Raw genomic sequence first — 21998 nt, 5'->3', positions numbered from 1 at the left:
CAGGGCCAGCCTCGATCTCCTACGCAAACGCGTCCTACTCGCACGGTGAGTCTGAACTATCCGGATCACAAGATCGTCGACAGAACCCGAATCTTGACGTTGATAGCGTCAATGAAGACGACCGGGTAGACGCGGTCGAGCGGCCGGTTCTGCCATTCGGCCATGCCATCCATCACCTTGTCGGTGATCGTACTGATGGTCGTCTTGGACACGTCCGCGCCGTAGACCTCGGCCAGGTGCGCGGAGATCTCCCCGTGCGTGAGGCCCTTCGCGGACAGCGAGAGCACCATCTCGTCCACGCCGGTCAGCCGGCGCTGCCGCTTCTTGACGATGGCCGGCTCGAAGGACCCCTCCCGGTCGCGGGGCACGTCGATGTCGACCGGCCCGATGTCCGTCAGCACCGTCTTCGAGCGGGTGCCGTTACGGGAGTTGCCGCCGTCCTTGCCCGCCGGGTCGTGCTTGCCATAGCCGAGATGGTCAGTGATCTCGCCCTCCAGGGCAGACTCCAGAACCGTCTTGGTCAGCTGCTGCAGCAGCCCGCCCTCGCCGGTCAGCTGCAGCCCCTTGCTGCGGGCCTGCTCGACGAGCTGGTCGATCAGTTTCTGCTCGACCGTCGCGGCCTCCTGCGAGGGATCCACCTGGTCATCGGCGGCCACGAACTCGGCCACGGTGTCAGTCACTTGATGTCTCTTCCATGATCATCAATTACACCGGTGAGCGTACAGACCCGTGCCAAGCGGAAACGAGAAGTGGCGATGGACGCGGTGGACGAAGAGCGGCTCTGCAGGCGGACGCCCCTACGGCGTCATTGGGTGAAGCTGGCCGATTGCGCCGAGCCTTCGGGGCTCGCGCGCAGACATGTACGAGAGTTCCTGGAGGGGCGTGCCGCGCCGGGGCGGGTCGACGACGCCGTTCTGATCGCCTCGGAGCTTGTGGGCAACGCGCTCAGGCACACAGTCGGCGGACCGGACTGCCTGTGTGTGGAGGTCCATCTGGACGTGGCGGTACTGCGGGTCCATGACGCGGGACGGGATGTTTCCAGGGTCCGGGCACGCTCTGTGGAGGAGTCGGTGGATGAGTTGACGGGCAATGGTCTCGGACTGCTGCTCGTCGGGGAGTTGGCTTCCGCGTGGTGCGTCAGGCCGACCGCGATCGGGAAGGAAGTGGTCGTGGTTCTCGCCTTGGACGTCAGCGGGCTACTCGAGCGTGACGTTCCTCCGCACATCCCAGCGGTAGGTCCGCCCCTCACGGCGGAGCTCCACCAACTGGACGGAGGACACGGAGAGTTCGACAGCCGGTAGAGCGCGAAGCGCTGAGACCGTCTCCACAACGGGCGCGGCGGGGCGCCGGCGGTTGTTGTACGCGAGGCTCAGGTGTGGGCGGAATGCGGACGTCGGCTTCTTCGGGGCCAGACCGACGCTGCTCCCTGCCTTGGCCAGCGCGTGGTGCAGCCGGAGTAGGGGATCCCAGGGGCCGAGGGACAGGCGGACGGCGCCGCGGGAGCCGGCCAGCGGCATGGCGCGTACGGAGAACGCGGAGGGCACCAGCGCCTCGGCGTCCCGCGCCAGGCTGTCCAGCTGGCCGGGGGTGACGGCGCCGGGCGTTCCGACTCGGGCGAGGGTGATGTGCAATCCGTCCGCCGGCACCGGGTCGAGGCCGAGGGGTGCCAGCTCTTCTTGGCAGTGCCCGGCGAGAGTCGCGAGCCGCTGATCATCCGGGAAGGTCAGCATCCAGTAGTACGCCCAGCTGCCGTCCGACCAGCCGGGGCGCGCCCAGTGGTCGGTCATCTCGTCGAGTGCGCTGAACGCCGCCCAGTCGTGGGCGGCAGTGACCGCCGGATCGTGCGTGTCGGCGGGAGGCTCGGCGGGGAACGCGGCGGGATCGGCGCTGAGCAGGGGCACCCGACGTACTCCTTCGGCTTCACACTGCCCCGGAGTACGACGACACCGACGGCGCCTACGACGCGGATGACGCCATGGCCAGGGCCGCTGGCTGCGAGCTCCAGGTGCGGAACTCGTCGCCATAATCGCGTACCGCCGGGTGATCACGCCATGGTCCGGCTTGTTCATGCAGGTCACGGGAGCGTTGGTAGACGGAGCTGATCGGTGTGTCTCCGCATAGCCGCAGGGCCTCACGGCCCAGCGCCATCGCGTGGTCGATGTCGGGCCTGCGCTGCTGCAGCAGCGCGGTGGCGACGTCGAGGCGTACGAGCGAACGGCTCCAGGAGGACGAGTGCTCCACCAGGTCGTCGATGTGCTCAGCGTCGCGCAGTACCTGGGCCGTGTTGCGCAGCGCCACGTGTGAGGTGACGGCGTTGGCCAGCGTCCTGGCCCGTCCGTACGGCTCGAAGGAGATGCAGGAGGTCAACCCGACGGGCACCTCGTGGAGGTCGGAGAGGCGGAGTGCCTGTCCGATGGCCTGCTCGACGGCACGCCGGTCGCCGGTCTTGCCGAGGGCCCGGGCCCGGCCGTTGGCGAGCAGACGGATGGACTGGCCGTGGCGGGGAGCTCGCTCAACAGCCGCGGAGGCGCAGGCGTCCGCTTCGTCGTACCGGCCGGCGTAGTAGAGGCTGAAGGAGAGCGTGCCGCACGCCCAGAGCTCTGTGTCCAGGTCGCCGATCTCACGGCTGAGATCCCGAGCCTCGGTGCAGTACGCCTCCGAGAGCGGGAAGTCGCCAGTATTGACCGCCATGTAGCCAAGCAGGCAGGAGGCGCGGGCGGCGAGGCGGAAGAGCTCCCGGCGCGTGCGTGGGGGCTGGCGGCCGTCGAGGAGGGTGTGGGCGAGCTGCCGCACCTGGCGGGCCTGGGGCCGGAGGACGTACGGCCCGTGCTGTTCGTACCGGCTGGAGATGCCCTCCAGCGAGGAGTCGAGGAACGCGAGCGTCGCGTCGTCGGCGTTGCTGGCCGTGAGCTGCCGGGCCCGGGCGACGATGTCCAGTGGGTTCTCGTCGTCCTCGCGTGGCGGAGGCGCACTCGTCGCCTGCTGGGCCGTGCTCGACTCCTCGTCGCGGTCGTGCGGGGAGTCGCCGTCGTTCCCTGTGGAGAACAGCTCGGACACGGGTCTGCCCAGCATGTGCTCCAGAACCCGGCAGGCGTCAGGACGGGGCAGAGTCAACAACTCCCCGCCATACCAGCGGTCGAACTGACGTGGAGAGACCTGGAGGGACGCCAGGCGGGGATCGCGGTCGAGTTCCGCCAGCCGCTCGGCAGCCCGGTCGTACTGGGCGGCGAAAGCCTCGTGCGTCGTCAAGTGCCGTTGCTGGAGCAGCTGCCGAAGCAGCGTTGTCCGTGGCATGGCCCACCCTCCCGGTGCGGCGTGCAGGACCGACGCGGAGGCGCTTGCCGGTAGCGAGGTCGCGGCCTGCTCGCCCATCGGTCGGCTGCGGCGCATGCCCATACGAAGGCGCGCCGTGACTCCTGACAGCATGCCGACGCAACTACCAACTAGGCAATATGTCTGGTGAAGTTGACCCGTATGGGTTGTAGAGGTGTCGCCGGTACGGAGAGACTTCCGGCATGGCCTTGAAGAGAAGCCTGGTCCCGCAGTCGGTGTACCGGCGACAGCTCGCGGCACGGCTGAAGGAACTGCGTGACGCGACCGGGCTCACCCTCAGCGAGGTCGCCGACCAACTGGAGGTCAACCAGGGGTCGCTGAGCCGGATCGAGAACGGTGAACGCGGCACGACGCCGGTCCTCGTTCGGGCACTGCTGGACCTGTACGGCGTCAAGGACGAGGACCGGCGCGCCGACGTGCTCGACCTCGTGCGAGCGGACAAGGAGCAGCAGACGCCCTGGTGGCGGAAGTACTCGACAGTGCTCACTCCAACCCGTTACGACGGGTATCTCGCGCTGGAGGCCGGCGCGACGCACCTTGCCAGCTACCAGCCGATGCTCGTGCCGGGGCTGCTCCAGACCGAGGACTACGCCCGCGCGGTGATCTCCCAGATGAGGAAGGATCTGTCCCCGCCGCAGGTCGAGTCCCTGGTCAGGGTCCGCATGGAGCGGCAGAACAGCCGCCTGGGCGGTGAGGCCCCCGCCAGACTCTGGGCGATCCTCGACGAAGCCGTGCTGCGCAGGACGGTCGGCTCCGTCGAAGTGATGCGAGACCAGATGCGGAATCTGGTGGAGGCGAGCGAGCGGCCGAACGTCACAGTGCAGCTGCTGCCGATCTCGCTCGGCGCGCATCCCGGGCTGTACGGCCCGTTCGTCATCCTGACGTTCCCGCACCCCACACCGAACCTGGTGTGGCTGGAGAACCCCAAGAACTCCGTGTATCTCCAGTCCCCGGAGGACGTGGACAACTACACGGAAATCTTCGATCAGTTGAGGGACAGCGCCCTCGACCCAGCCGAGACCCGCACCCGCATCGCACAGATCAGCAAGGAGCTCGAAAAGTGAGCAGGCCCAGTAAATCCGCCCCGCATAACGTCGACTTCAAGGACGCAACGTGGCGTAAGAGTTCGTACAGCGGGGGCGCCAACGACTGCCTGGAAGTCGCAGAGTTTACTGGGGGTGTCGCACTGCGCGATTCCAAGGACATCAGCCTTCGGCCTTTGCTGTTCTCGAATTCTGCGATGAGATCGCTGGTCAATGGAGTGACCCACGGGTTCATTGGATAGTATCCAAATTCGACCCTATTGAAGCAATAAGCGTGAGATGTGCGACTGCTATCTACCGGGAACCCCGATACAGCGGCCCTTACGCTGTACGGATGCTCTCCGCAGGAACAGGTAGCACCCATGGCACGCCTGTGAGCCGGAAGACAGATTGTCAGTACTGAAGCGGGACGCGGCACTTATTGTGAACGTGTAACGAAGCGCACAGGTTCAGAAAGAACTTGCACTGCTGGTTCCAGATCCGCCAACCGTCTCGCCAACGTCGATACAGCGAGCCTGGGTGGCAATGCATCCGCGAACTTCAGTCCTTTGACAGCCCGCTCATCAACCTCTGGCAGGCACAGGTGCTCTGGGGCAACGTTCGACACCTCTTTCCAGGCATCGAGGCTGAGGTCCTCACGCAGACGGATCCAGCAGTCGTTGATCTGTTGAGCAGGTACGGCAACCTCAGCAAGCGTCGCTGCGAGCGTGGCGTTCGCCCGATGGCCGGCCCATGTCCACCATTTCACGTATCCGCCCGAGCCGCGAGTGATCACCGTGCCTCCGGGATGTACTTCTTCCAGGAAGTGCTCCCGCGCTTCAGCCAGGTACTTCTCCGCACGCGCCGTGCGGTCCACCGGCGGGTTCGCGCCGAGGAGTACTTCCCTGACCGCCCGCGTCAGTTCGAAGGAGATGCCGAAATCGAGTCCGGCACCGCTCCACTTCGCTCTGCCGCCGCCGTCGACGGGTTCGACAAAGCACCGCTTGCGCTTCCAGTCGATGTACGTGACCTGCCAGCTCCGCCCGGCCAGGAGCAACCGCCGTGGTCCATCGATCCGTTCGGTGAGCAGACTCGGATCCGTCCTGCCGATCTCTCTGCGGCCTTGCAGCACGGTGAACTGCGGGGGCGCAGTGAACACCGCCGTCAGGTTCATGAAGTGCCGGTGTCCAAAACGCCGTTCCGCCTCCGGGCCAATGAACAGAAGCCCCCCGTCCTGGTCCAGATACCCGTTGTCGACCAGGTGTCGGACGATCGGCTCGGCCGATTGCCCGAACGGGCCGAGGCCGTTCCACCACTCTTGCCAGAGACGGTCCCCGACCTGCGGTTCCTGCAGGCACAGCGCGAGAAGCTGCTGGGCCACGATGTGCCGCGGCTCCGGTGGAGCAACGACGGGCTCCACCCAGCCGCGCGACCACTGCACTAGAAGGGCCGCAGCGCCGAGGAGTCCATCGCGGTCCAGTGCGAGGAACAGGCAGTTGCGTGACGTCCCGGGCCTGCGTCCGGTGCGGCCGAGCCGTTGCAGGAAGGAGGCGACGGTGAGCGGGGCGTCGATCTGGATGACCCGGTCCAGGTCCCCTACGTCGATGCCGAGTTCGAGGGTGCTCGTGGAGACGATGACGCAGTCGCGGGCCTCGGCGAAGGCCTGTTCCGCACGTCGGCGTTCGTCGACGGAGAGGGAGGCGTGGGAGAGGAAGGTGGTCACGCCTTTGGCGCGCAGTTTCTCGCCCAGTTCCTCGACGAGTCTGCGGGACTCGCAGAAGACGAGCCGTTTCTCGCCGCGGTGCAGAGCAGCAATCATGGTGGCGGCGTTGTCGACGGAGCCCACGTAGTCAAGCTGGATGTCCGGCGGGGGCGGCGACGCCGCTGCCGAGGTCTCCGGCTTCGGATCTGCCAGGTGTGGTGCCACCACTGCGGACGGCTGCTTCCCCGCCCCGGATCCCTGCAGCCACAGCAGCAGTTCGTCCGGGTTTCCCACCGTCGCGGACAGCCCGACCCGCTGGACGGGACGTCCGACGACACGCTGCAGCCGCTCCAGGACGGCCAGCAGATGCCAGCCCCGGTCGTCTCCCGCGAAGGCGTGCACCTCGTCGACCACCACGGTGCGCAGTCCGGAGAAGAAGGAGGTGTGATCGACGTTCGCGCTCACCAGCATCGCCTCCAGCGATTCCGGCGTGGTGAGCAGGATGTCGGGCCGCGCGGCCAGAATCCGCTTCCGCGCGCCGGAGGTGACGTCCCCGTGCCACAGGGCGGCCGTGCGTCCGAGCCATGAGGTGTATGTCTCCAGCCGGGGCAGCAGGTTGTTCAGCAGCGCCTTGAGCGGACACACGTAGAGGACGGACGTCCCCGACCACTTCTGCTGGACCATCTTCGACAACAGCGGAAACGACGCGGCTTCCGTCTTGCCTCCGGCGGTGGGTGCCAGAAGGATCGCGTCGTCACCCGCGAGCAGCGGCCCGATGGCCTCCTCCTGCAGAGGGCGCAGTCCGGGCCAGCCGAGCGTGTTGACGATGTGGTGAACCAGTGCGGGTTCGAGATCGTCGATGCCGCTCACGGCATCTCCAGGTCGATGTCGTCTGCGCGTGCGGCTGCCGCGTTGCGTTCCGCTTCGGTCAGCTCGCCGTCCGCGATGGTGAGCGCGTAGTGCTTGCGTGGATCGAAGTCCGGGAAGTCGTCCACCCGGTCGAGCACATCGGCGACGAGTTTGCGCAGAAAGACGCGGGGCGCGACCCCGACCTTGCCCCCGAGTCCGCCGGTGACGGCAGTGGCGAGTTCCATGAGATACGCGTCGTCCACCTGCTGCTGGACTCGTTCCGGATGCCGGGCGGCGCCCGCATACAGGTCGCGCACGTGCCTGCCCAGCTCGCCGAGCCGCTCCAAGTCAAAGCCCGCAAGGCGTAGTTGGACCGCTCGCGGAGAGTCGAAGCGCGGGTCCGTGGTGAAGTCGGTCGCCAGCCGCTGCGCGAGCGGCGGAAGCCGCTGCGCGCCCTGCTGACCGTCGAAGAAAGCGGGCGTCCCCGTGATGACGAGGAACAACCCTGGGAAGCGTCCCGCATCGATCTCGTCGAGAAGCTGCCGCAGCGCGTTGAGTCCCTTCTCCCGGACATCACCCCGCACGCGCTGAAGGGTCTCGATCTCGTCGAGGACGACCAGCAGACCGGGGTGGCCGCAGTCCCGCAGCACAGTGAGGAGTCCCTGCAGGAAGCCGAGTGCCGCGAAGTGGTCGAGATCGCCCCGTACCCCGGCGGCCCGGCGTGCTGGCGCGGCGACGGACTTCTGACCGCCGAGCCAGGCGATGAGGGCTTCGGCAGTCACCGCGTCGTCGGCTGCCACCGCGCGCCGGTACCCGCGTAGCGCGGCGGCGAACGCCGGTGTGGTGCGGGCTACTTCGGCAAGCCGACGCTCCATCAGCACCTCGACGGCTTCGCCCAGCGCCGCTTCGTCCTCCTCGTCCACGTCCCCGTTGTCGAGGACCTCCTCCTCCAACGTGTAGAACCAGGAGTCGACGATCGCGCGCAGCGCACTGGGCTGGTGGGTCGCCGTGGACAACCGCTCGGTGAGCCGGCGGTACACCGTCTCCAGCCGGTGCAGAGGTGTCTCCGTCTCGGAGATCTGCACCTCGGCCGTCGCGAGCCCCGCGCGCTTGGCCCGCTCGGCGAGCCAGCGTGCGAAGAAGGTCTTGCCGGATCCGTACTCGCCGCGGATGGCGTGGAAGGCGGCTCCGCCCCGCGCCACCGTGGCCACATCCTCGTCGAGGGCGCCGGTGAACCGGTCCAGGCCGACTGCGAAGAGGTCGAGTCCGGAGTGCGGCACGGTGCCCCGGCGCAGTGCGTCGACGACTTCTCGCCGCCGGACCGCGCTCACGTCGGGCGACGACGTCACGTTTTCTCCTTCGGGAAGAACTGGTCGCGCAGCAGGGTCACGTCGAGTTTCACCGTGTGCCCGGCGTCGATGAAGCCGAGGACGGGGTAGCCCTCGATGTTGAGCAGCCGCTGCACGGTGGCGATGAACCCGTCGATGTTGCGCCGCACCCGCCCGGTCGCCGAGATGGCGCCTGCGAGCGCGGCCGGTGACATGGTGCCGCCCGCCCCGGCCAGCGCGTCGATGACGGCTGCCACGACCTTGCTCTCGGGAGCCTTGCGTACGTACTCCTTCTGCGCTTCGTACACCTCACTGGCGATCACGCGCTCGCCCAGGGTGGCGGGGGCTGCGTCGTCCGCGGCCGGTGCCACGAGGTCGGCGGCGGCGAAGAGCCCTTCGCCCGCGGGCTGTTCCTTCGGCTTCCCCCGCTTCGGCTTGCGCGGTGTCTCCTGCAGGGCAACGGCCTCGGGCGGCCCACCCTTGTGAGGAGCCCACCACTGCGGGACGGCCTGCTCTCGAGGCAGGGCCTCCCACCCCTTCGGCACCAGGTCCCGGTCGGGGATCAGGACGAGCAGTGGCACGGTGACCTCCGCGAGCGAGGCTCCGCCGTGGTACCCGGCCCGGCGGCCGGTGTAGCGGATGTCCTCCCGCCAGGGCGCGACGATGGTGCCGCCGCCCTCCAGTACGCGGGGCCCGGACAGCTGGACCTCGCCGTCCTTCACCGCGCCAGTGCGCCATCGGGCCGAGCCGGGTCCCGTGCCCTCGTCGCCCACGGGTCCTTCGCTCGCGCCACGTTCCAGCACATGCCCGTGATCCGCCACGAGCACGACGGGGCGCCCGTACCCCTTGGCCGCCGACAGCAGTTCCCGCAGGTATGTGACGTCACCCAGGCTCCACTGGGTGCGCCGTCCCTGTTGTCCCTTGTCGAGGGCGTCGTCGATGGTGTTCAGGACAACGCCGACGACCGCGTCCGAGGCGAGCGCGGCCATGATCTCCTCGGAGAGGAAACTTCCCGCTCCTCCCTCTATCCCGGCCTTGTGGAAGAGCAGGGCGTCGAGTCGCCGCTGCCTCCAGAAGGCGGCGAAGCCCGAACTCTCCTTCGCCTGTCCGCCCTTGACCGCCGTTCCGGTGAGCAGGGAGGCGCGGCTGACCTCCGTGACCGAGGGGAGCATGGACACTGCGGCCATCCGCTGCGGTTCTTCCTCCGAGCCAGCCTCCCTGGGCACGACCTCGGTCCAGCCCTCGCGCTCGACCTCCTCACCCAGCTGGGCCGCGACCGCGGAGCTCATGCCATCCAGTACCAGGACGAGCGGAGCCGTATCGCCGGCCAGCGGCCTGACCGCTTCGGCCAGTACGTTCTCGACGACCAGGCAGCCGCCGGGGTGCAGCGCGGTGGCGTTCGGCGTCCAGGACGCGAGCCGCCGGGCGAACTCCTCGTCCAACCGCTCGCGCCGCTCCCGGGCCGCCTCGTACAGGGCGCGGAGGTCCTCGCCCGTGGCGGTGTCTCCGTCGGGGTCGCCGGCCCACAGTACGGCGAGCGCCCGGTCCGCCCAGCCCCAGTCTCCTGCCTGGCCCTGTACTCCGGCCGCCACCGACGTCACCGCGGGCCGCGGAAGTGCCAGCCAGCGGGCGATCCTTACGGCCATCTCGGCCACGCCGACGCGGTCCGTGTTCAGTCGGGCCAGCATGTGCGCGTTCAGCTCGGCCAGGGCCGCTTCCCCCGCTGCCGGGGAGGTGCGGGCCGCTGCCGTCACGTGCCGCAGCTGGGCCGTGAAGCTCGACGGCAGGAAGCGGTTGGATTCGAGGGCCGGGGTGAGTCCGGCGCCCTCGGCGAGCTGGTCGGCGCGGTCGAGGACGGCGAAGACCCGCGCCCGGGCGGCGGCGTTGTGCCGGGCCTCTCCGATCCAGCGGATGAGGGCGCCTTCGACGGCCTCGGTGAAGGACTGCAGCTCGGTCCGGCGCGGCATCACCTGCCCGAACAGTCCGCCCACGGCGAGCACCACGTCCGGGCTCGCGGCCTGGTCGCGCAGGACGGCTCCCAGCAGCCCGAGCGGCATCGCGTCCTGTCCGCGTCCGGTCTCCGCCAGGGACATCAGGACCGGTGCGGCGGGGCCCGTGGTCTCGCCGAGCCACTTCTTCAGCTCGTCCCGTTCGGTCGGGTCCAGTTCCGCGAAACGCAAGGGTCCCGCGGGCGTACGGGACCAGGTGAGTAGGGCGTCCAGATCGACGACAGCCCCGGACGCGGGGCCGGCTTCGTCGTCGCCGTTGCCCAGACCGAGCCGGGCCACGACCAGTGCGCGCAGTGCCGCGTCCCGTGTCAGGACGGAACCGGCGCGCTTCCAGCCCTGGGAGGGCTCGGCGTCGAGCAGCGCCTCCAGCAGCCACCCCTCGTCGTACATGCGCGGGTCGAGTCCGGCGGCTCCGAAGCGTTGCATGACGATCTCGGCGTTCTCCACGGTGAGCGTCTGCCGCCGTACGGCCTGGCCGCGCAGGTCCCAGCCGATCTGGCCGTCGTCGACGCCGGTGGTGACGACGAGGAGGTCTCCACCGGCCGCCTTGTCCCGGTGTTTCGTCCACTCCTCGAGGATGCCCAGGACGGATGCCTGGTGGCTGACGCGAACGCGCCGCGTCTCCTCGCCCGTCCGCACGGTGAACTCCTCGGGCGCGCCTGCCGAGTAGCGCCCGTGCACGAGGACGAGACGACGGTCTCCGAGCCCGGAGGCATGCGTGGCCAGCAGTGCTTCGATGGTGCGGCGGCCCACCTGGGGCAGAGAGGCGCCCATCAGTGTCCGGCCTCCCGGCCGTCGGCGGGCACGGGACGCCAGGTGACCTGGATGCGTGTGCCCGGATGGGCGGCGAGGTAGGACCTGATCTCCTCCTCCACGTCGGCGACCGTGGCGGCGAGGGACGCTTCGAGCCGGGTGGGCTCGACGAGATGCGGAGTTCCCGGGCGTACGTCCCGAGTGGGCACGTCAACAGTCCGCTCGCCGCCGTCGGCCTGCCGGGGCTCGCCCTCCGTCACGACCGGCCCCGACTGGACCACCGGCTGCCCGTGTTCCGTGAAGCTGACGTCGTCCGCGGTCGGCTGCGGCTGCGGCACCACGGGATGGGCGACCTGCGCCAGGCGTGCCACCTCGTTGACGAGGGCCAGTGCCTGGTCCTGGAGCTGTCCTAGTACGGGGACGAGCGAGCGGGCCTGCTCGTGGTCGTTGGCGGTCTCCTCGACGACGCGGACCAGGCGTGCCGCCCGGTCGCCCACGCTGTCGTCCCGTCCGGCGAAGCCGCGCACGCTGCCGAGCAGCTTCCAGTTGGTGTCGTCCAGGGCGGCCAGCACCTCGGGGGCCTGCTTGAGGGCTGCCCCGATCTCCTGGTCGGTCACGTCGTATGCCACCGCCGCGAGTTCGCGCACCACCACGGTCGCGTCGTCACTGCGGGCGAGTCGGGCGACCAAGTCCGCCGCGGCCTTCATGGACTTCATGCGCGGAGCGTCCGCGCCCTGCGGTCCACGCAGCCCCAGCTCCTCGGCCCGCTTCTGCAGCACGGCCCGGACCCCGCTCACGGCGTCCCGGTACCTCGCGGCCACTTCTCGTACGCCAGTGGCGAGTTTGGCGACGTTCGGCGCGAAGAGCACAGGCGGCACGGGAACCCCGAAGATCCTGCCGGCCCGTTCGCGGGCGGTCGCGAACTCCTCCTCGGTCGGCAGCTCGACGGCGCGCAGACCGTAGCCGGGACCGATCTTGTCCAGCTCCGGAGCCTGCTGCAGGGGCGAGGTCTGGTACACCCACGTCCGGTCGTCGAGGAGTGCGTACGTCGCGATGATCAGGTTGCTGACGTTCTTCTCCAGGCCGGTGAACCCGAGCTGGCCGATCCACTTGCGGACGTCCTCGACGGACAGGTCCGTCCCGGCGTGGGCCTCGGCGGCCTTCTGATTGATCCGGAGCCGCCAGTCGCGGCTGACGTTCAGCGGACCGTCGTGTACCTCGCCCAACCCCAGCGGGTGCACGATCTTCTTCACCATGGCCAGCTGGTGGCTGTCGACGACGACCCGGCGCTCGCCGCTCTCCATGGCCCGCCCGATCCATTCCAGCGCGGTCTTCAGCTCGCGCAGGGTGACCGGCTTGCGGGTGAGGGCGGGGTCGAAGTCGGGGTGCTTCGGGTAGAGCACGGCGAACATCTCGTCGGCGAGGGCGTAGAGGTTCTTCTCGAAGCCGACCCCGGGCTCGGGCTTCTTCCGCGTGAACCCGGGCCGCAGCGACCACAGGTGCTGGTCCGCCGGGACCTCGGCCCCGACGTTCGCGGCCTCCGCCTTGCTGATCCCGTACAACTGCTCCAGAACGGCCGAGAGTTGGGTGGTGAGGTTGTCGCTCTGCGCCTTGAGCTGGTGGCGGATCTGGATCCGTTCCTCGGTCGAGCGGGTGGCGGTGACGTCGTCGAGGCGGTCCCGCTCCAGCAGATAGTTGATCTTGAGGAGCCGTCCGAGCTGCCGGGCCCGCTGCTCGGAGAAGAAGTCGGGCAGCCAGACGACGGTGCTCCCGGTCCGCCCCGACCGCCTCAGCGTCTCGATCCGGCGGACGTCCTCGATGGGCGAGCGCTGCGGCTCGTCGAAGGGATAGTCCAGTACGAAACGGATGTTGCCGTCCATCTGCGGTTCGAACTGCTCGTCGGGCAGATGCGGATCGCGTACGTTGCCGAAGACGAACTCGGCGGTCCGCTTGGTGCCCCGCCAGACGATCTCGCGCTCGCACACGAACGCCTGGGTGTCCCGGATACCGAAGGCCGACCACAGCTGGTCCTTGATCCACTGCCTGCGGTGGCCGTCCTTGTCCGCGACCCCCTGCACCTCTTCGAGCAACGGTTCGACGTCCAGATCGGACAGGTGCAGATGGAACACCGGGTCCGCGTCGCCCTCGCTCCTCAGCTCCCCGAACCCCTGGGCCTGCAGGTCGCGCAGCGCCTTCACCGCGACCGACCCGGCCGACCCCACCCTGGCCCTGATCGTGCCGTGGTTGAGCGCGGCCAGCCGCCCGCCGGTCAGCCGTGCCAGCGCCGGCACGTTGGGGGCGAGCGCGCCGAGCAGCAGCGTTTTGACGAGCCGGTCGTCCCGCCGGTAGCGCGGGTCGTCGACGGACCCGTACTTCTCCAGCAGATGGGCCCGCACGCGCGCGTGGAAGCGGTGCGCGATCTCGGACTCCCGGCGCAGCTTGGCGGTGAACGCCTCGCCGGTGCCCGACGCTATGACGTCCCACAGGTCGCCGAGCGGGATCAGCTCCCCCATCCTCAGGTCGTCGCGACGGCGCCGCAGCAGCTCCTGCACGAGCTTCAGACCGGTGCGTTCGCGCTGGAGCGCTCCGGAGAGGTCCACGAGGACGTTGAGCAGCGCGGGCGAGAGCGGGTACAGCGTACGGAAGTCGTCCCAGCTGGCCTCGGTCCGCCCGTGGGCGTCGAGGAGCACCTGCCGGACCTCGTCCTTGGACGACTCGACGAGCGTGAAGGCCTCGTCGCGAACCGGCTCCATCCCGGGCTTGGGCTCCAGCACGCGGCGCTTGATGATCTCGACGAGGTTGCTGTCCTCGAGGTTGACGACGTCGACGCGCCCGGCGAGGTACTCGATCTGCTGTTCCAGGTTCTGCACCTCGGCGCCGGCCACGTCGGAGCCGATGAGCTGGGACAGGTCACGCTGACGCGAGATGAAGGACACAATCGGCACGGGCCGGTCGGTGTCCCCGGACTCGATCAGCTTGACCAGTCGCTGCACCTGGTCGCGTACGAAGTCCTGCTCGCCCATGTGCGCCTGGAGCCAGAGGACCAGTTCGTCGAGGAAGAGCACGATCCCGTCGTAACCGAGGGACTTGGCGTGCCGGGAGATGACGGACAGCCCGTTCTCCAGCGGCACGAAGGCGTCCTTGTCGCCGCGGGCTCCCTGCGCGTACGCCGCCATGGGCCCGGAGAGCAGCGCGGACACGAGTGCCTCGCGGTACGGGTCCCCGGCGGGCGCGTCGAAGGCGCGGGTCAGGTCGGCGGAGGTCCAGCTGCCGGCGGCCGGGGCGGCGTCGTCCGCGTCGAGCATGTCGAGGTCGTCGTCATCGCCGTCGGAGGCGACACCACCGCCCGGGGCCACCGCGACCGCCCCGTCCCCGAGCCACTGCACGAACTTGGCGTCGTCGGCGAGGAACTCCCGCTGCCTGCGTGCGTCCACGAGCGCGGAGTCGGCCCGGTAGACGGCGGGGGTCGGCTTGTCCGAGTGCAGGGAGCGCACCGCGTGCACGTACCCGCCAAGGAGGGCAGAGTCGAGGTCGGTGGAGCCCACCAGGTGGTACGGCACCATGAGGAACCGGCTGTCGCGCAGCCAGTCGTCGTGCTCGGCGATGACTTCCTGCAGCCGGGGCTTGGAGCGGGCCGCCGCGTTGTTGTTCAGCACGGCGTGCAGCACGGTCAAGAAGTGGCTCTTACCGGCACCGAACGATCCGTGCAGATAGGCGGCGTGCGAGTTCCCCGACCTGACCGCCGCCCCGACCAGCCCGAGCGCGTTCCGGAAGGCCCCCTGCAATTGCTCGGTGACCACATACTCGGCGACACGGGCATCGGTTTCGGTGAACCCACCGGAAAGCTCGACCTTGAAATCGCCGGCATGGACGTCTTCCTTGATGTCGATGACATCCCGCAGGAAGAGTTCGCTGGTGGGCATCCGGCTCTCGTTCCCTCACTCGGCAGCAATCGGTGCGCGCTGATCTCACGCGCGACATCCAATCTTGCCAGTCTTGGCATGCCTTGTGCCCAGGCCAGACTCAAGTTCCGTGACGCGAGTGTCACGTTGAGCGACTCAAGCCGACGAAGTCGTCGCCGAATGCGACGGATGCGCACCTCTCCGTGACTTTCGCCTGGGCGTGGCCCTGCCGACGGCCTGGCCGAGAACCGCTTACGCCCGCATACGACCGTCTTGCGCTCCTTTTTGACCGGCTCTGACACTCGTGACCAGCGGGGGATGCGCTTGATGACCGTGAGGGGGACCCCATGGGGGGCGACGGGATCGACGGCTTACTGCGCGACCGGTTACTGATCATGGTGAACGACAGGTCGGCGATCGGCCTGCTGCCGCACATCGACGGAAACGCCGGAGGCCTGCTCCTTACGGGCATGGATGCCGCGGTGAGGTGCCGGAACATGCGCAACAGCTACCCCGACACGGTCGTGGCCGTCGACTACGGCGGCCACGAGCACCGGGTCGCGACCGTCGACCGACCCTTCGGCTATCAGGCGGCCAACGGCTGGCACCCACTCGACTTCTCCGGCCTGGAGGAGTGCCTGAACGGCCAGCTCGCCAACAAGGCGGCCTTCGCGGTCACCCCGACCTGCTTCATACCTGCGGACGAGGACGGCGACGCCCGCGTCCTGCGTGCGGTGATCGCCCAGGCCAACCGGCTGGAGCGGACGGACACGGTAGTCCTGCTGCCGTGCAGTTACCGCTGGCTGCGGGACGAGTCGCTGCTGCATCTGGTGGCGGCGGTACGGGCCAGTCGGCATCCCGTGGCGCTGATCATGCAGCACTACAAGGATCCGTTGGAGCGGGTGGGTGTGGCCGAGGGTCTGCGGGTGCTGTGCCGGTCGTGCCCGCGTCTGCTGCTGTGGCGTACGGACCTGGCGGCGTTCGACGCGCTCGCGCACGGGGCGCTGGGCACGGCGGTGGGGGTGACCGCCATGCTCCGGCACGGCATGGACCCGCGCCGCAAGGGCCGGGGCTGGCGGCCGTATCCGGTGGTGCTCGTGCGCGGGCTGCTGAAGTACCACCGGGTGGAGGTGCTCCAGGAGTGGTTCAGGCGCGTCGACCCGTGGACGTGCGGGTGCGCGGTGTGCGAGGGCGCCGAGTTGTCGCGGTTCAGCGAGAGCAACGCCGATGTGCGCGAGTCGCAGTGGCACAACACGTGTGAGCTGTATGCACTGCATGACGATTTGATCTCCGCGGATGCGGGCCTGGATCGGCTGGAGTGGTGGCGGCAGATCGTCGACGACGCGGTCGCGCGGCATCACCTGCTGACCTCGGATCTCAGGGAGGAGGTCGCGCATCCGCCGGTGCTGCACTACTGGCAGCGGGCGAGCCCGCCGGCGATTCCGATGCCATGAGGCTTGCTTGCACTGCTTCAGCGGAGGTCGATCTCGGCCCAGACGACCTTGCCAGGTCCCGGGCGGTCGGCGACGCCCCAACGTGAGGCGAGGGCATCGACGATGACGAAGCCACGGCCGTGGTCGGCGGTCGTGGCTGCGGTCATCGGGTGCGCGGCGACGGGGCGGTCACCTCGGACGTCGGCGACCTCGATGCGGAGAGCGTCAGTACGGTGTTCAAGGCGGAGGGCGAAGTCGCGGCCCGGTACTCGGGCGTGAAGTACGGCGTTGGAGGCCAACTCGGCGACGAGAAGGGCCGCGTTGTCGGAGGCGGCCGAGCCGAACGGGATGCCCCAGAGGTCGAGTTGGTGCGTGGTGAGGTGGCGGGCGAGGCGGGCGCCGCGCCGGGTGGCGCTGAGCTGCTGGAAGAACTTACGTACGGTGACGGCTGGTTGAGCCTGAGGTGCGGTCATGCGGTCCAGGGTCACGGGAGGGAGGGTGACTCGACAGGCACGACACTGGTACAGCTCCGGCTGGGTGGGTTCACTGAGTGGACAGGGTGGGTGACACCGCGTAACCCTTGGTGAGTTGATGTCCGGTGGTGTACGTGAGAGGTGGGCCGGGCGTGTTGGACGGTGTCGCGAGCAGTGAACCGGAAGTGTCCGACGGCCTCAAGAGCTTCGGCGCGGTCCTGAAGGCGTTGCGGGAGGAAGCGGGCCTGACGCAGGAGGAGTTCGCGCCGCTGGTGCGCTACTCGGTGCATGCGGTGGCGAAGCTGGAGCAGGGGAAGCGGTTCCCGTCGGTGCGGTTCATCGAGCGGGCGGGGGCGGCGCTTGAAGCGCCGAGGGTGCTCAAGGCGGCGGCACGGCATCTGACGCGGAGGCAGGGGTTGGCGTCGTGGTTTGTGCAGTGGGCCGGGATCGAGGAAGAGGCGGTCTCCCTCTATACGTACGAGTGCCGGGCCATTCCAGGGTTGTTGCAGCCTGAAGCGTACATCCGGGCAATCTTCGAACGACGATTGCCGCCACTGACGGAGGAGCAGATCGAACGGCAAGTGGTGGCACGGCTGGAGCGGCAGCGGCTACTGGCAGAAAGGCAGAACACGGCGTTCAGCTTCATCATCGAGCAGGCGCTCCTGGAGCGACGGGTCGGTGGCGCAGAGGTCACCAGGACCCTCCTGGACCATCTCTTGGAGGTCGGGAGCCTACGCAACGTAGAGCTCCAGATCATGCCGTTGCGGCAGGAGGAACACGCCGGAGTTGATGGCCAGATGTACGTGGCCGAGACCTCAGATCACCAGTGGATCGGCTACACCGAGGGACAGCAGTCGAGTGTCCTGCTCACCAACCCAGATGACGTGAGCGCGATGCTTCAGCGCTATGGCAAGCTGCGGTCGCAGGCACTCGACCGCGAAGCCACCGTGAGCCTGCTGGAGCAGATGCGAGGAGCACTATGAGCAGCACCGAACTGGACTGGTTCAAGAGCAGCTACAGCGGCAGCTCTGGCGACAACTGCATTGAGGTCGCTAACTGCCCTGGCGCTGTCCGCGTCCGGGACTCCAAGGACAAGGAGGGTGGACAGCTCACCCTCTCCCGCACCACGTGGTCGACCTTCGTCTCGTACGCGGCAGACGCCCGAGTCTGATACCCGTACACCCCGGGGGCTGCCGGATTACTGGACTCCGGCAGCCCCACTGCCACGTTGTGCCTACTCGACGTCTAGGGCGGACTGCTCCGGGGCGCTTGCCTTCTTCGACGCGGCAGCCTTACGCCCCCGCGCCCGCTTCACCGGCCGCCATGCCTTGAGATCCGCCGCGCTGAGCCGATGCTTGCCCAGCTGCTCATCGAGGAAGGCATCGCAGTCCTCCGCCGGCACGGACTCCCACTCGGCGTCGTACTCGCCGTGCCACTGCCGCACCCAGGGCATGACCTCGTGCAGCCCTGCGAGCAACGGCGTGAGCCGCTCCGTGTCCCAACCGCTCTGTTCCGTACGGTCCTCGATGAGGTTGATGAGCGCCTGGGCCTGATCCTTGTGATCCCACCCCGCCCACCCGAGCAGCACGGTTGAGTCGGCTTCGGGCCCAGCCTCCAGATAGGAGATGAACCGCTCCTTGGGCACGTCGAGCTTGCCGCGGTGGGACCAGTAAGAGTGCTTGAGGAAGTCGGCAGACGAGTACTTCGGCGGTACGGGGATATCGAGCCGCTGCCCGGTCCGGTCCTCCTCCCGCTGCTGCTCCCAGACCTCTTCCCACTGCTCACGCTTACGCAGGCCGGGGTCCTTGTAGCGCATGGCGGCGAGGTACGGTACGTGTTCGTCGGCGATGACATCGGCGAGCACTTGCCCGAGCGGGAGGTCCGGCTTGTTGAGGTGGTCGGAGGCGTAGAGGGCAGCGACGGCGTTCAAGTCAGCGTCGGAACTCAGGGCATCGGCAAGCTGGTTAACGGTGAGCGTACGAGGCTGCTTCACACCCTCACGCAGGCTGAACCACAGAGCGGGGTCCTCACACCGGTCGAGCAACCAGGTGCGCAGAGCGGCCTTCTCCTTCTTCTCCCAGGGCTCGACGGACCAACGCCGCTTGCATTCGGGCCGCTCGATGAGCCCGATGTCCTTGCGCCGCTCGATGATGTCGATACGGGCCTGCACGATGTCTCGGTACCGGTCGGTCCAGCGCCCTGGAATCTCGGTAACGGGCGTCGATCCGTGCCGGTCGAACCACGCAGTGTCGACCTCGCCTGCCGCCCGCTTCCGAGCCAGCACAATCTCGAACGCCCGCTCCCCGAGGTGAACTTCGGGGATGGAGTCCAGGTTGGGTGACGCCTCGGTGGTTCGCGCCACGTCGGCCTCGGACAGCAGCCCATACAGCCCGTACACCTGCCAGTCCAGCTCCTCCTGGAGGGCTGCCATGCGGTGACGGATCCGGAGGTACTCAGCACGAGCGTCGTCCAAGGCTGCGCGGGTAGGCACACCCCTCTCGCTAAGAGCACAAGGCTCAACCACAGCCAAGCCATGAGCCAGGGAATCCAATGAGCGTCCCAGGGCAAGAGGTGAACGCTCAGGTAGCGGGAACTCTTGAAGCTTGGTCCCCGTGAACTCGTATCGCTCCTCCCATGCCTCATCCTGGAGGCCTCGTCCAAGACCGCTACCACCCTTACCCTGGCTCACCTGCTTCAGCCAGAAGCATGCGGTCGACGAGTTAAGTACCGCCAACAACTCCATGTGCTCATCTTCCCCGGCCCCTTTGGGTAGCTTGATCACTGGAGCAGAGTGCTTGAAAACGTTCCCAACTCGGCCCAACACAAAATGATTATGCGTTGCCACAAACGCAAATGAAAGGAGGAAGGGAGCTTCAGTCCGTTCCCAGGAAAGCATGATGTGCTCGTGCCAGGCCATCCCACGCTGTTCTCTGGTTTTGCCGAATGTCAAGCCAGCGCGAAGTGTGCTGCGGTAAGGCCAGAAGAGTGGAGTGCACTGCAAGGATAGATCGGCTTCGCGTCCCTTATAGGGCCACAGCACCGCCGCGTCACCATGCCCCCAGTCACGTAGGACATCGCCGGTTACCAACGACCGCGACTGAGCTGCAGCCTGCTTCCACTGTGTCGGCACGGCGCCAGAAGCGAACACCTCGTCTTCTCCAAGGATGTCATGGAAGCCCATCGATTCCACCCTTGAGGACAGCCTCTGGGCCGCGCTGCTCTCCACATACTCCAGAAGTGCCCCCGCGCCGCCGCCACTCACTGACCAGGGGTGCGTAGCAAAGCTGCCAGCCGGGGCGTCCTCCACTGACACCCACTCTGACTCACTCCCAGGCTTACCCACCTGGTCAACAATCGCCCGCCAAACGGAGGCTTGCGCCGCGATCTCCGGCTGCGACGGTTCACCTCGAACACCCAACACCGCTCGCAAAGTCCGCTCAGGGTTCGGCACACGATTCCTACCTACCAGGATCACTGTCGGAGTTCCATGCCCAGGGATGAATGCCCCAGACGTGTCAATCACATGCGACAGCTCGACCCTCTCCCGGAAGACCACCTCAATGAGCTTCTTTCCGAACTCTCGTTTCATGAAGGAGTTCGCAGTGATCTGCCCGACGAAGCCACCGCCCCCCTTCCTCCCACCCGCCCCTTTCAGAGCTAGCTCGAACAACCTCTGAGCAAACGGCGCCGACAAAGCATATTTCCCAGCGCAAGACTCCTTGTAAGACGCCCGATAGTTCTCGTTCTCCTGCTTATCCTTCACCGTGATATATGGCGGATTCCCCACCACAACGTGATACGACGCCCGTCCGAGGAGATCAACCTCCCGGGCGAACTCCCCCACATCCTCAGTCGAATAAACAAAGGCTCCCCCGCCCTCAGAGTCGCCCCCCTCCTCCGCAAACAAAGTCCCCAAATCCGTTTGAATACCCGCCGCATCCCGCCCGTGCAGCAACGAGTCCCCCACCGCCACATTGATGGGAAACACCGGCGCATCCGCCAGCCGCTCAGCCCCCGCAGCCCGCATAGCCGCAACCAGCAATCGGAACCGCGCAATACTCACCGCAAACGGATTCTTGTCGCACCCGTGGACGGACTCCAGAGCCCTCCGCACCACCGACCACTCATCCGCGCCGGGCTCCAGCTCCCGCCACTTCTTCACAAGTCGTTGGAAGATCCCCAGCAGGAAGTGCCCGGACCCGCACGCCGGGTCGATCGTCCGCAGCCCTCGCCGCTCAACGCCCCCTGGCCCTTCCACCACAGGATCCAGCCCGAACTCCGCGACGGCCGGCTCCAGCGTCAGATCGAGGATGAACTCCTCGACGAACTCCGGCGTCTGCAACAGCGCGTACGTCTTCCGGGCATGGTCGCTCAGGTCCTGATAGAGGTCACCGAGGAACCGCGTGTCCCAGTCCAGATAGGAGAAGTCGTAGACGATCCGCCCGTCCGCATCCCACCGCCGCCAGAACCGCAACAGCTCCGTCGCGGCCTCATAGCCCGGCATCAACTCCCACAGCGGATTGTGCGCACGGTCGAAGAGACCGGCGACCGTCTCATTGGCCCCCGCAAGATGCTCGAAGGCGGCAATCAGCCAGTCCCGGTCGTTGTGATCAGGATGCTCACGGAAGTGCGCCTCGTGCCGCTCCTCCGCCTCGACCAACCGCTCTCCGGGCCCGGCGATGAACGGCGCCTCGATCAGCCCGTGATCCTCACAGAACCGTACGAAGACGCAGGCCAGTACCCACGCTACGGCGGCCTGAGTCACCCGCTCGTCCCGCCACACGCCGTAAGTCGCGGCCGTACGCTGCGCCTCCCGGGCCCGCCGGTACTCGGATTCCAGCCGGACGCGGTACTCGTCCTCGGACTCACTACGAGCCCGCAGATCGTCCTCAAGAACAACGACCTGCCGCCGCAGATCCTTCAGCAGCGCCGCCTGGTCCAGCCCCGCCCGCGCATCCTGGCCCGTGACCGTCACTCTTCGCATCCCTCTCGCAGCACCACGTCACCCACCGCACATCGCCATACGGTCTCGCATCCCAATCCTGCCAGCACAGTCGGCCGAATCAGATCCCGCAGGAGTCATGGCAAAGTACTCTCATCTGCCATGATCACGCCGCTAAGGTGATCACCGTGACGGCTCAGACACCTCCTCCGGTCCCGGCAGCCCCGACCACACCCGCGGCCCCGGCACCCG

The 21998-nt window shown here is 67.8% G+C and carries 14 protein-coding genes and 1 pseudogene; 6 read left to right on the top strand and 9 right to left on the bottom strand.

Translation table 11 applies throughout. From position 1 onward, the window contains the following. Positions 1-86: 86 nt before the first annotated feature. A pseudogene (locus ABZZ74_RS45020) lies at positions 87-599 on the bottom strand (transposase); the annotation flags it as partial. 156 nt (positions 600-755) lie between these two features. On the opposite strand from ABZZ74_RS45020, the gene ABZZ74_RS45015 reads away from it, so the two are divergent. Continuing rightward, positions 756-1301, top strand: a complete 546-nt coding sequence (locus ABZZ74_RS45015) for an ATP-binding protein (RefSeq protein ID WP_356949929.1) — start codon at positions 756-758, stop codon at positions 1299-1301. Here the strand turns inward: ABZZ74_RS45015 and ABZZ74_RS45010 are convergent. Continuing rightward, on the bottom strand, positions 1197-1901 hold the full coding sequence (locus ABZZ74_RS45010) for a 2'-5' RNA ligase family protein (RefSeq protein ID WP_356949928.1): 705 nt from the start codon (positions 1899-1901) through the stop codon (positions 1197-1199). The two genes, ABZZ74_RS45015 and ABZZ74_RS45010, sit on opposite strands and share 105 nt — an antisense overlap. 55 nt (positions 1902-1956) lie before the next feature. After that, positions 1957-3294 carry a hypothetical protein gene (locus ABZZ74_RS45005; protein ID WP_356949927.1) on the bottom strand — a complete coding sequence of 446 codons (1338 nt, stop codon included), beginning with the start codon at positions 3292-3294 and terminating at the stop codon, positions 1957-1959. 221 nt (positions 3295-3515) lie between these two features. On the opposite strand from ABZZ74_RS45005, the gene ABZZ74_RS45000 reads away from it, so the two are divergent. After that, positions 3516-4397 (top strand): helix-turn-helix transcriptional regulator, encoded by an 882-nt coding sequence (locus tag ABZZ74_RS45000; protein WP_356949926.1) that lies wholly within the window; start codon positions 3516-3518, stop codon positions 4395-4397. Further along, positions 4394-4618 carry a DUF397 domain-containing protein gene (locus ABZZ74_RS44995; RefSeq protein WP_356949925.1) on the top strand — a complete coding sequence of 75 codons (225 nt, stop codon included), beginning with the start codon at positions 4394-4396 and terminating at the stop codon, positions 4616-4618. The genes ABZZ74_RS45000 and ABZZ74_RS44995 overlap by 4 nt, the downstream gene beginning before the upstream one ends. Before the next feature lie 176 nt (positions 4619-4794). On the opposite strand, the gene ABZZ74_RS44990 is transcribed toward ABZZ74_RS44995, so the two are convergent. From ABZZ74_RS44990 to ABZZ74_RS44975, 4 genes are read right to left on the bottom strand one after another with little or no spacing between them, the layout of a single operon-like run. After that, positions 4795-6927: a DEAD/DEAH box helicase gene (locus tag ABZZ74_RS44990; RefSeq protein ID WP_356949924.1), complete on the bottom strand. Its 2133-nt coding sequence runs from the start codon at positions 6925-6927 to the stop codon at positions 4795-4797. Next, the gene (brxD, locus tag ABZZ74_RS44985) at positions 6924-8255 is read right to left on the bottom strand and encodes a BREX system ATP-binding protein BrxD (RefSeq protein WP_356949923.1); all 1332 of its coding nucleotides are present in this window, start codon (positions 8253-8255) and stop codon (positions 6924-6926) included. The genes ABZZ74_RS44990 and brxD overlap by 4 nt, the downstream gene beginning before the upstream one ends. Next, a complete protein-coding gene (gene pglZ / locus ABZZ74_RS44980; RefSeq protein ID WP_356949922.1) occupies positions 8252-11017 on the bottom strand; it encodes a BREX-2 system phosphatase PglZ in 2766 nt (921 codons plus the stop codon). Before pglZ ends, brxD begins: the two co-directional genes overlap by 4 nt. Then, on the bottom strand, positions 11017-14919 hold the full coding sequence (locus tag ABZZ74_RS44975) for a PglY protein (RefSeq protein WP_356949921.1): 3903 nt from the start codon (positions 14917-14919) through the stop codon (positions 11017-11019). The genes pglZ and ABZZ74_RS44975 overlap by 1 nt, the downstream gene beginning before the upstream one ends. 326 nt (positions 14920-15245) lie before the next feature. Between ABZZ74_RS44975 and ABZZ74_RS44970 the strand changes: the two genes are divergently transcribed. Beyond that, positions 15246-16352 carry a hypothetical protein gene (locus tag ABZZ74_RS44970; protein ID WP_356949920.1) on the top strand — a complete coding sequence of 369 codons (1107 nt, stop codon included), beginning with the start codon at positions 15246-15248 and terminating at the stop codon, positions 16350-16352. A 17-nt stretch (positions 16353-16369) separates the two neighbouring features. Here ABZZ74_RS44970 and ABZZ74_RS44965 read toward each other — a convergent pair whose 3' ends face one another. Then, the gene (locus ABZZ74_RS44965; RefSeq protein WP_356949919.1) at positions 16370-16804 is read right to left on the bottom strand and encodes an ATP-binding protein; all 435 of its coding nucleotides are present in this window, start codon (positions 16802-16804) and stop codon (positions 16370-16372) included. A 152-nt stretch (positions 16805-16956) separates the two neighbouring features. Here ABZZ74_RS44965 and ABZZ74_RS44960 point away from each other — a divergent pair, with 152 nt between their 5' ends. Further along, positions 16957-17787 carry a helix-turn-helix transcriptional regulator gene (locus ABZZ74_RS44960; protein WP_356949918.1) on the top strand — a complete coding sequence of 277 codons (831 nt, stop codon included), beginning with the start codon at positions 16957-16959 and terminating at the stop codon, positions 17785-17787. Next, positions 17784-17975: a DUF397 domain-containing protein gene (locus ABZZ74_RS44955; protein ID WP_356949917.1), complete on the top strand. Its 192-nt coding sequence runs from the start codon at positions 17784-17786 to the stop codon at positions 17973-17975. Before ABZZ74_RS44960 ends, ABZZ74_RS44955 begins: the two co-directional genes overlap by 4 nt. A gap of 63 nt (positions 17976-18038) precedes the next feature. Here ABZZ74_RS44955 and pglX read toward each other — a convergent pair whose 3' ends face one another. Next, the gene (gene pglX, locus ABZZ74_RS44950; protein ID WP_356949916.1) at positions 18039-21788 is read right to left on the bottom strand and encodes a BREX-2 system adenine-specific DNA-methyltransferase PglX; all 3750 of its coding nucleotides are present in this window, start codon (positions 21786-21788) and stop codon (positions 18039-18041) included. Positions 21789-21998 lie beyond the last annotated feature (210 nt).

This window comes from Streptomyces sp. NPDC006476, assembly GCF_040612015.1.
In the GTDB taxonomy this organism is placed as follows: domain Bacteria; phylum Actinomycetota; class Actinomycetes; order Streptomycetales; family Streptomycetaceae; genus Streptomyces; species Streptomyces griseorubiginosus_B.
This window is presented reverse-complemented; position numbering and strand designations above follow the sequence as displayed.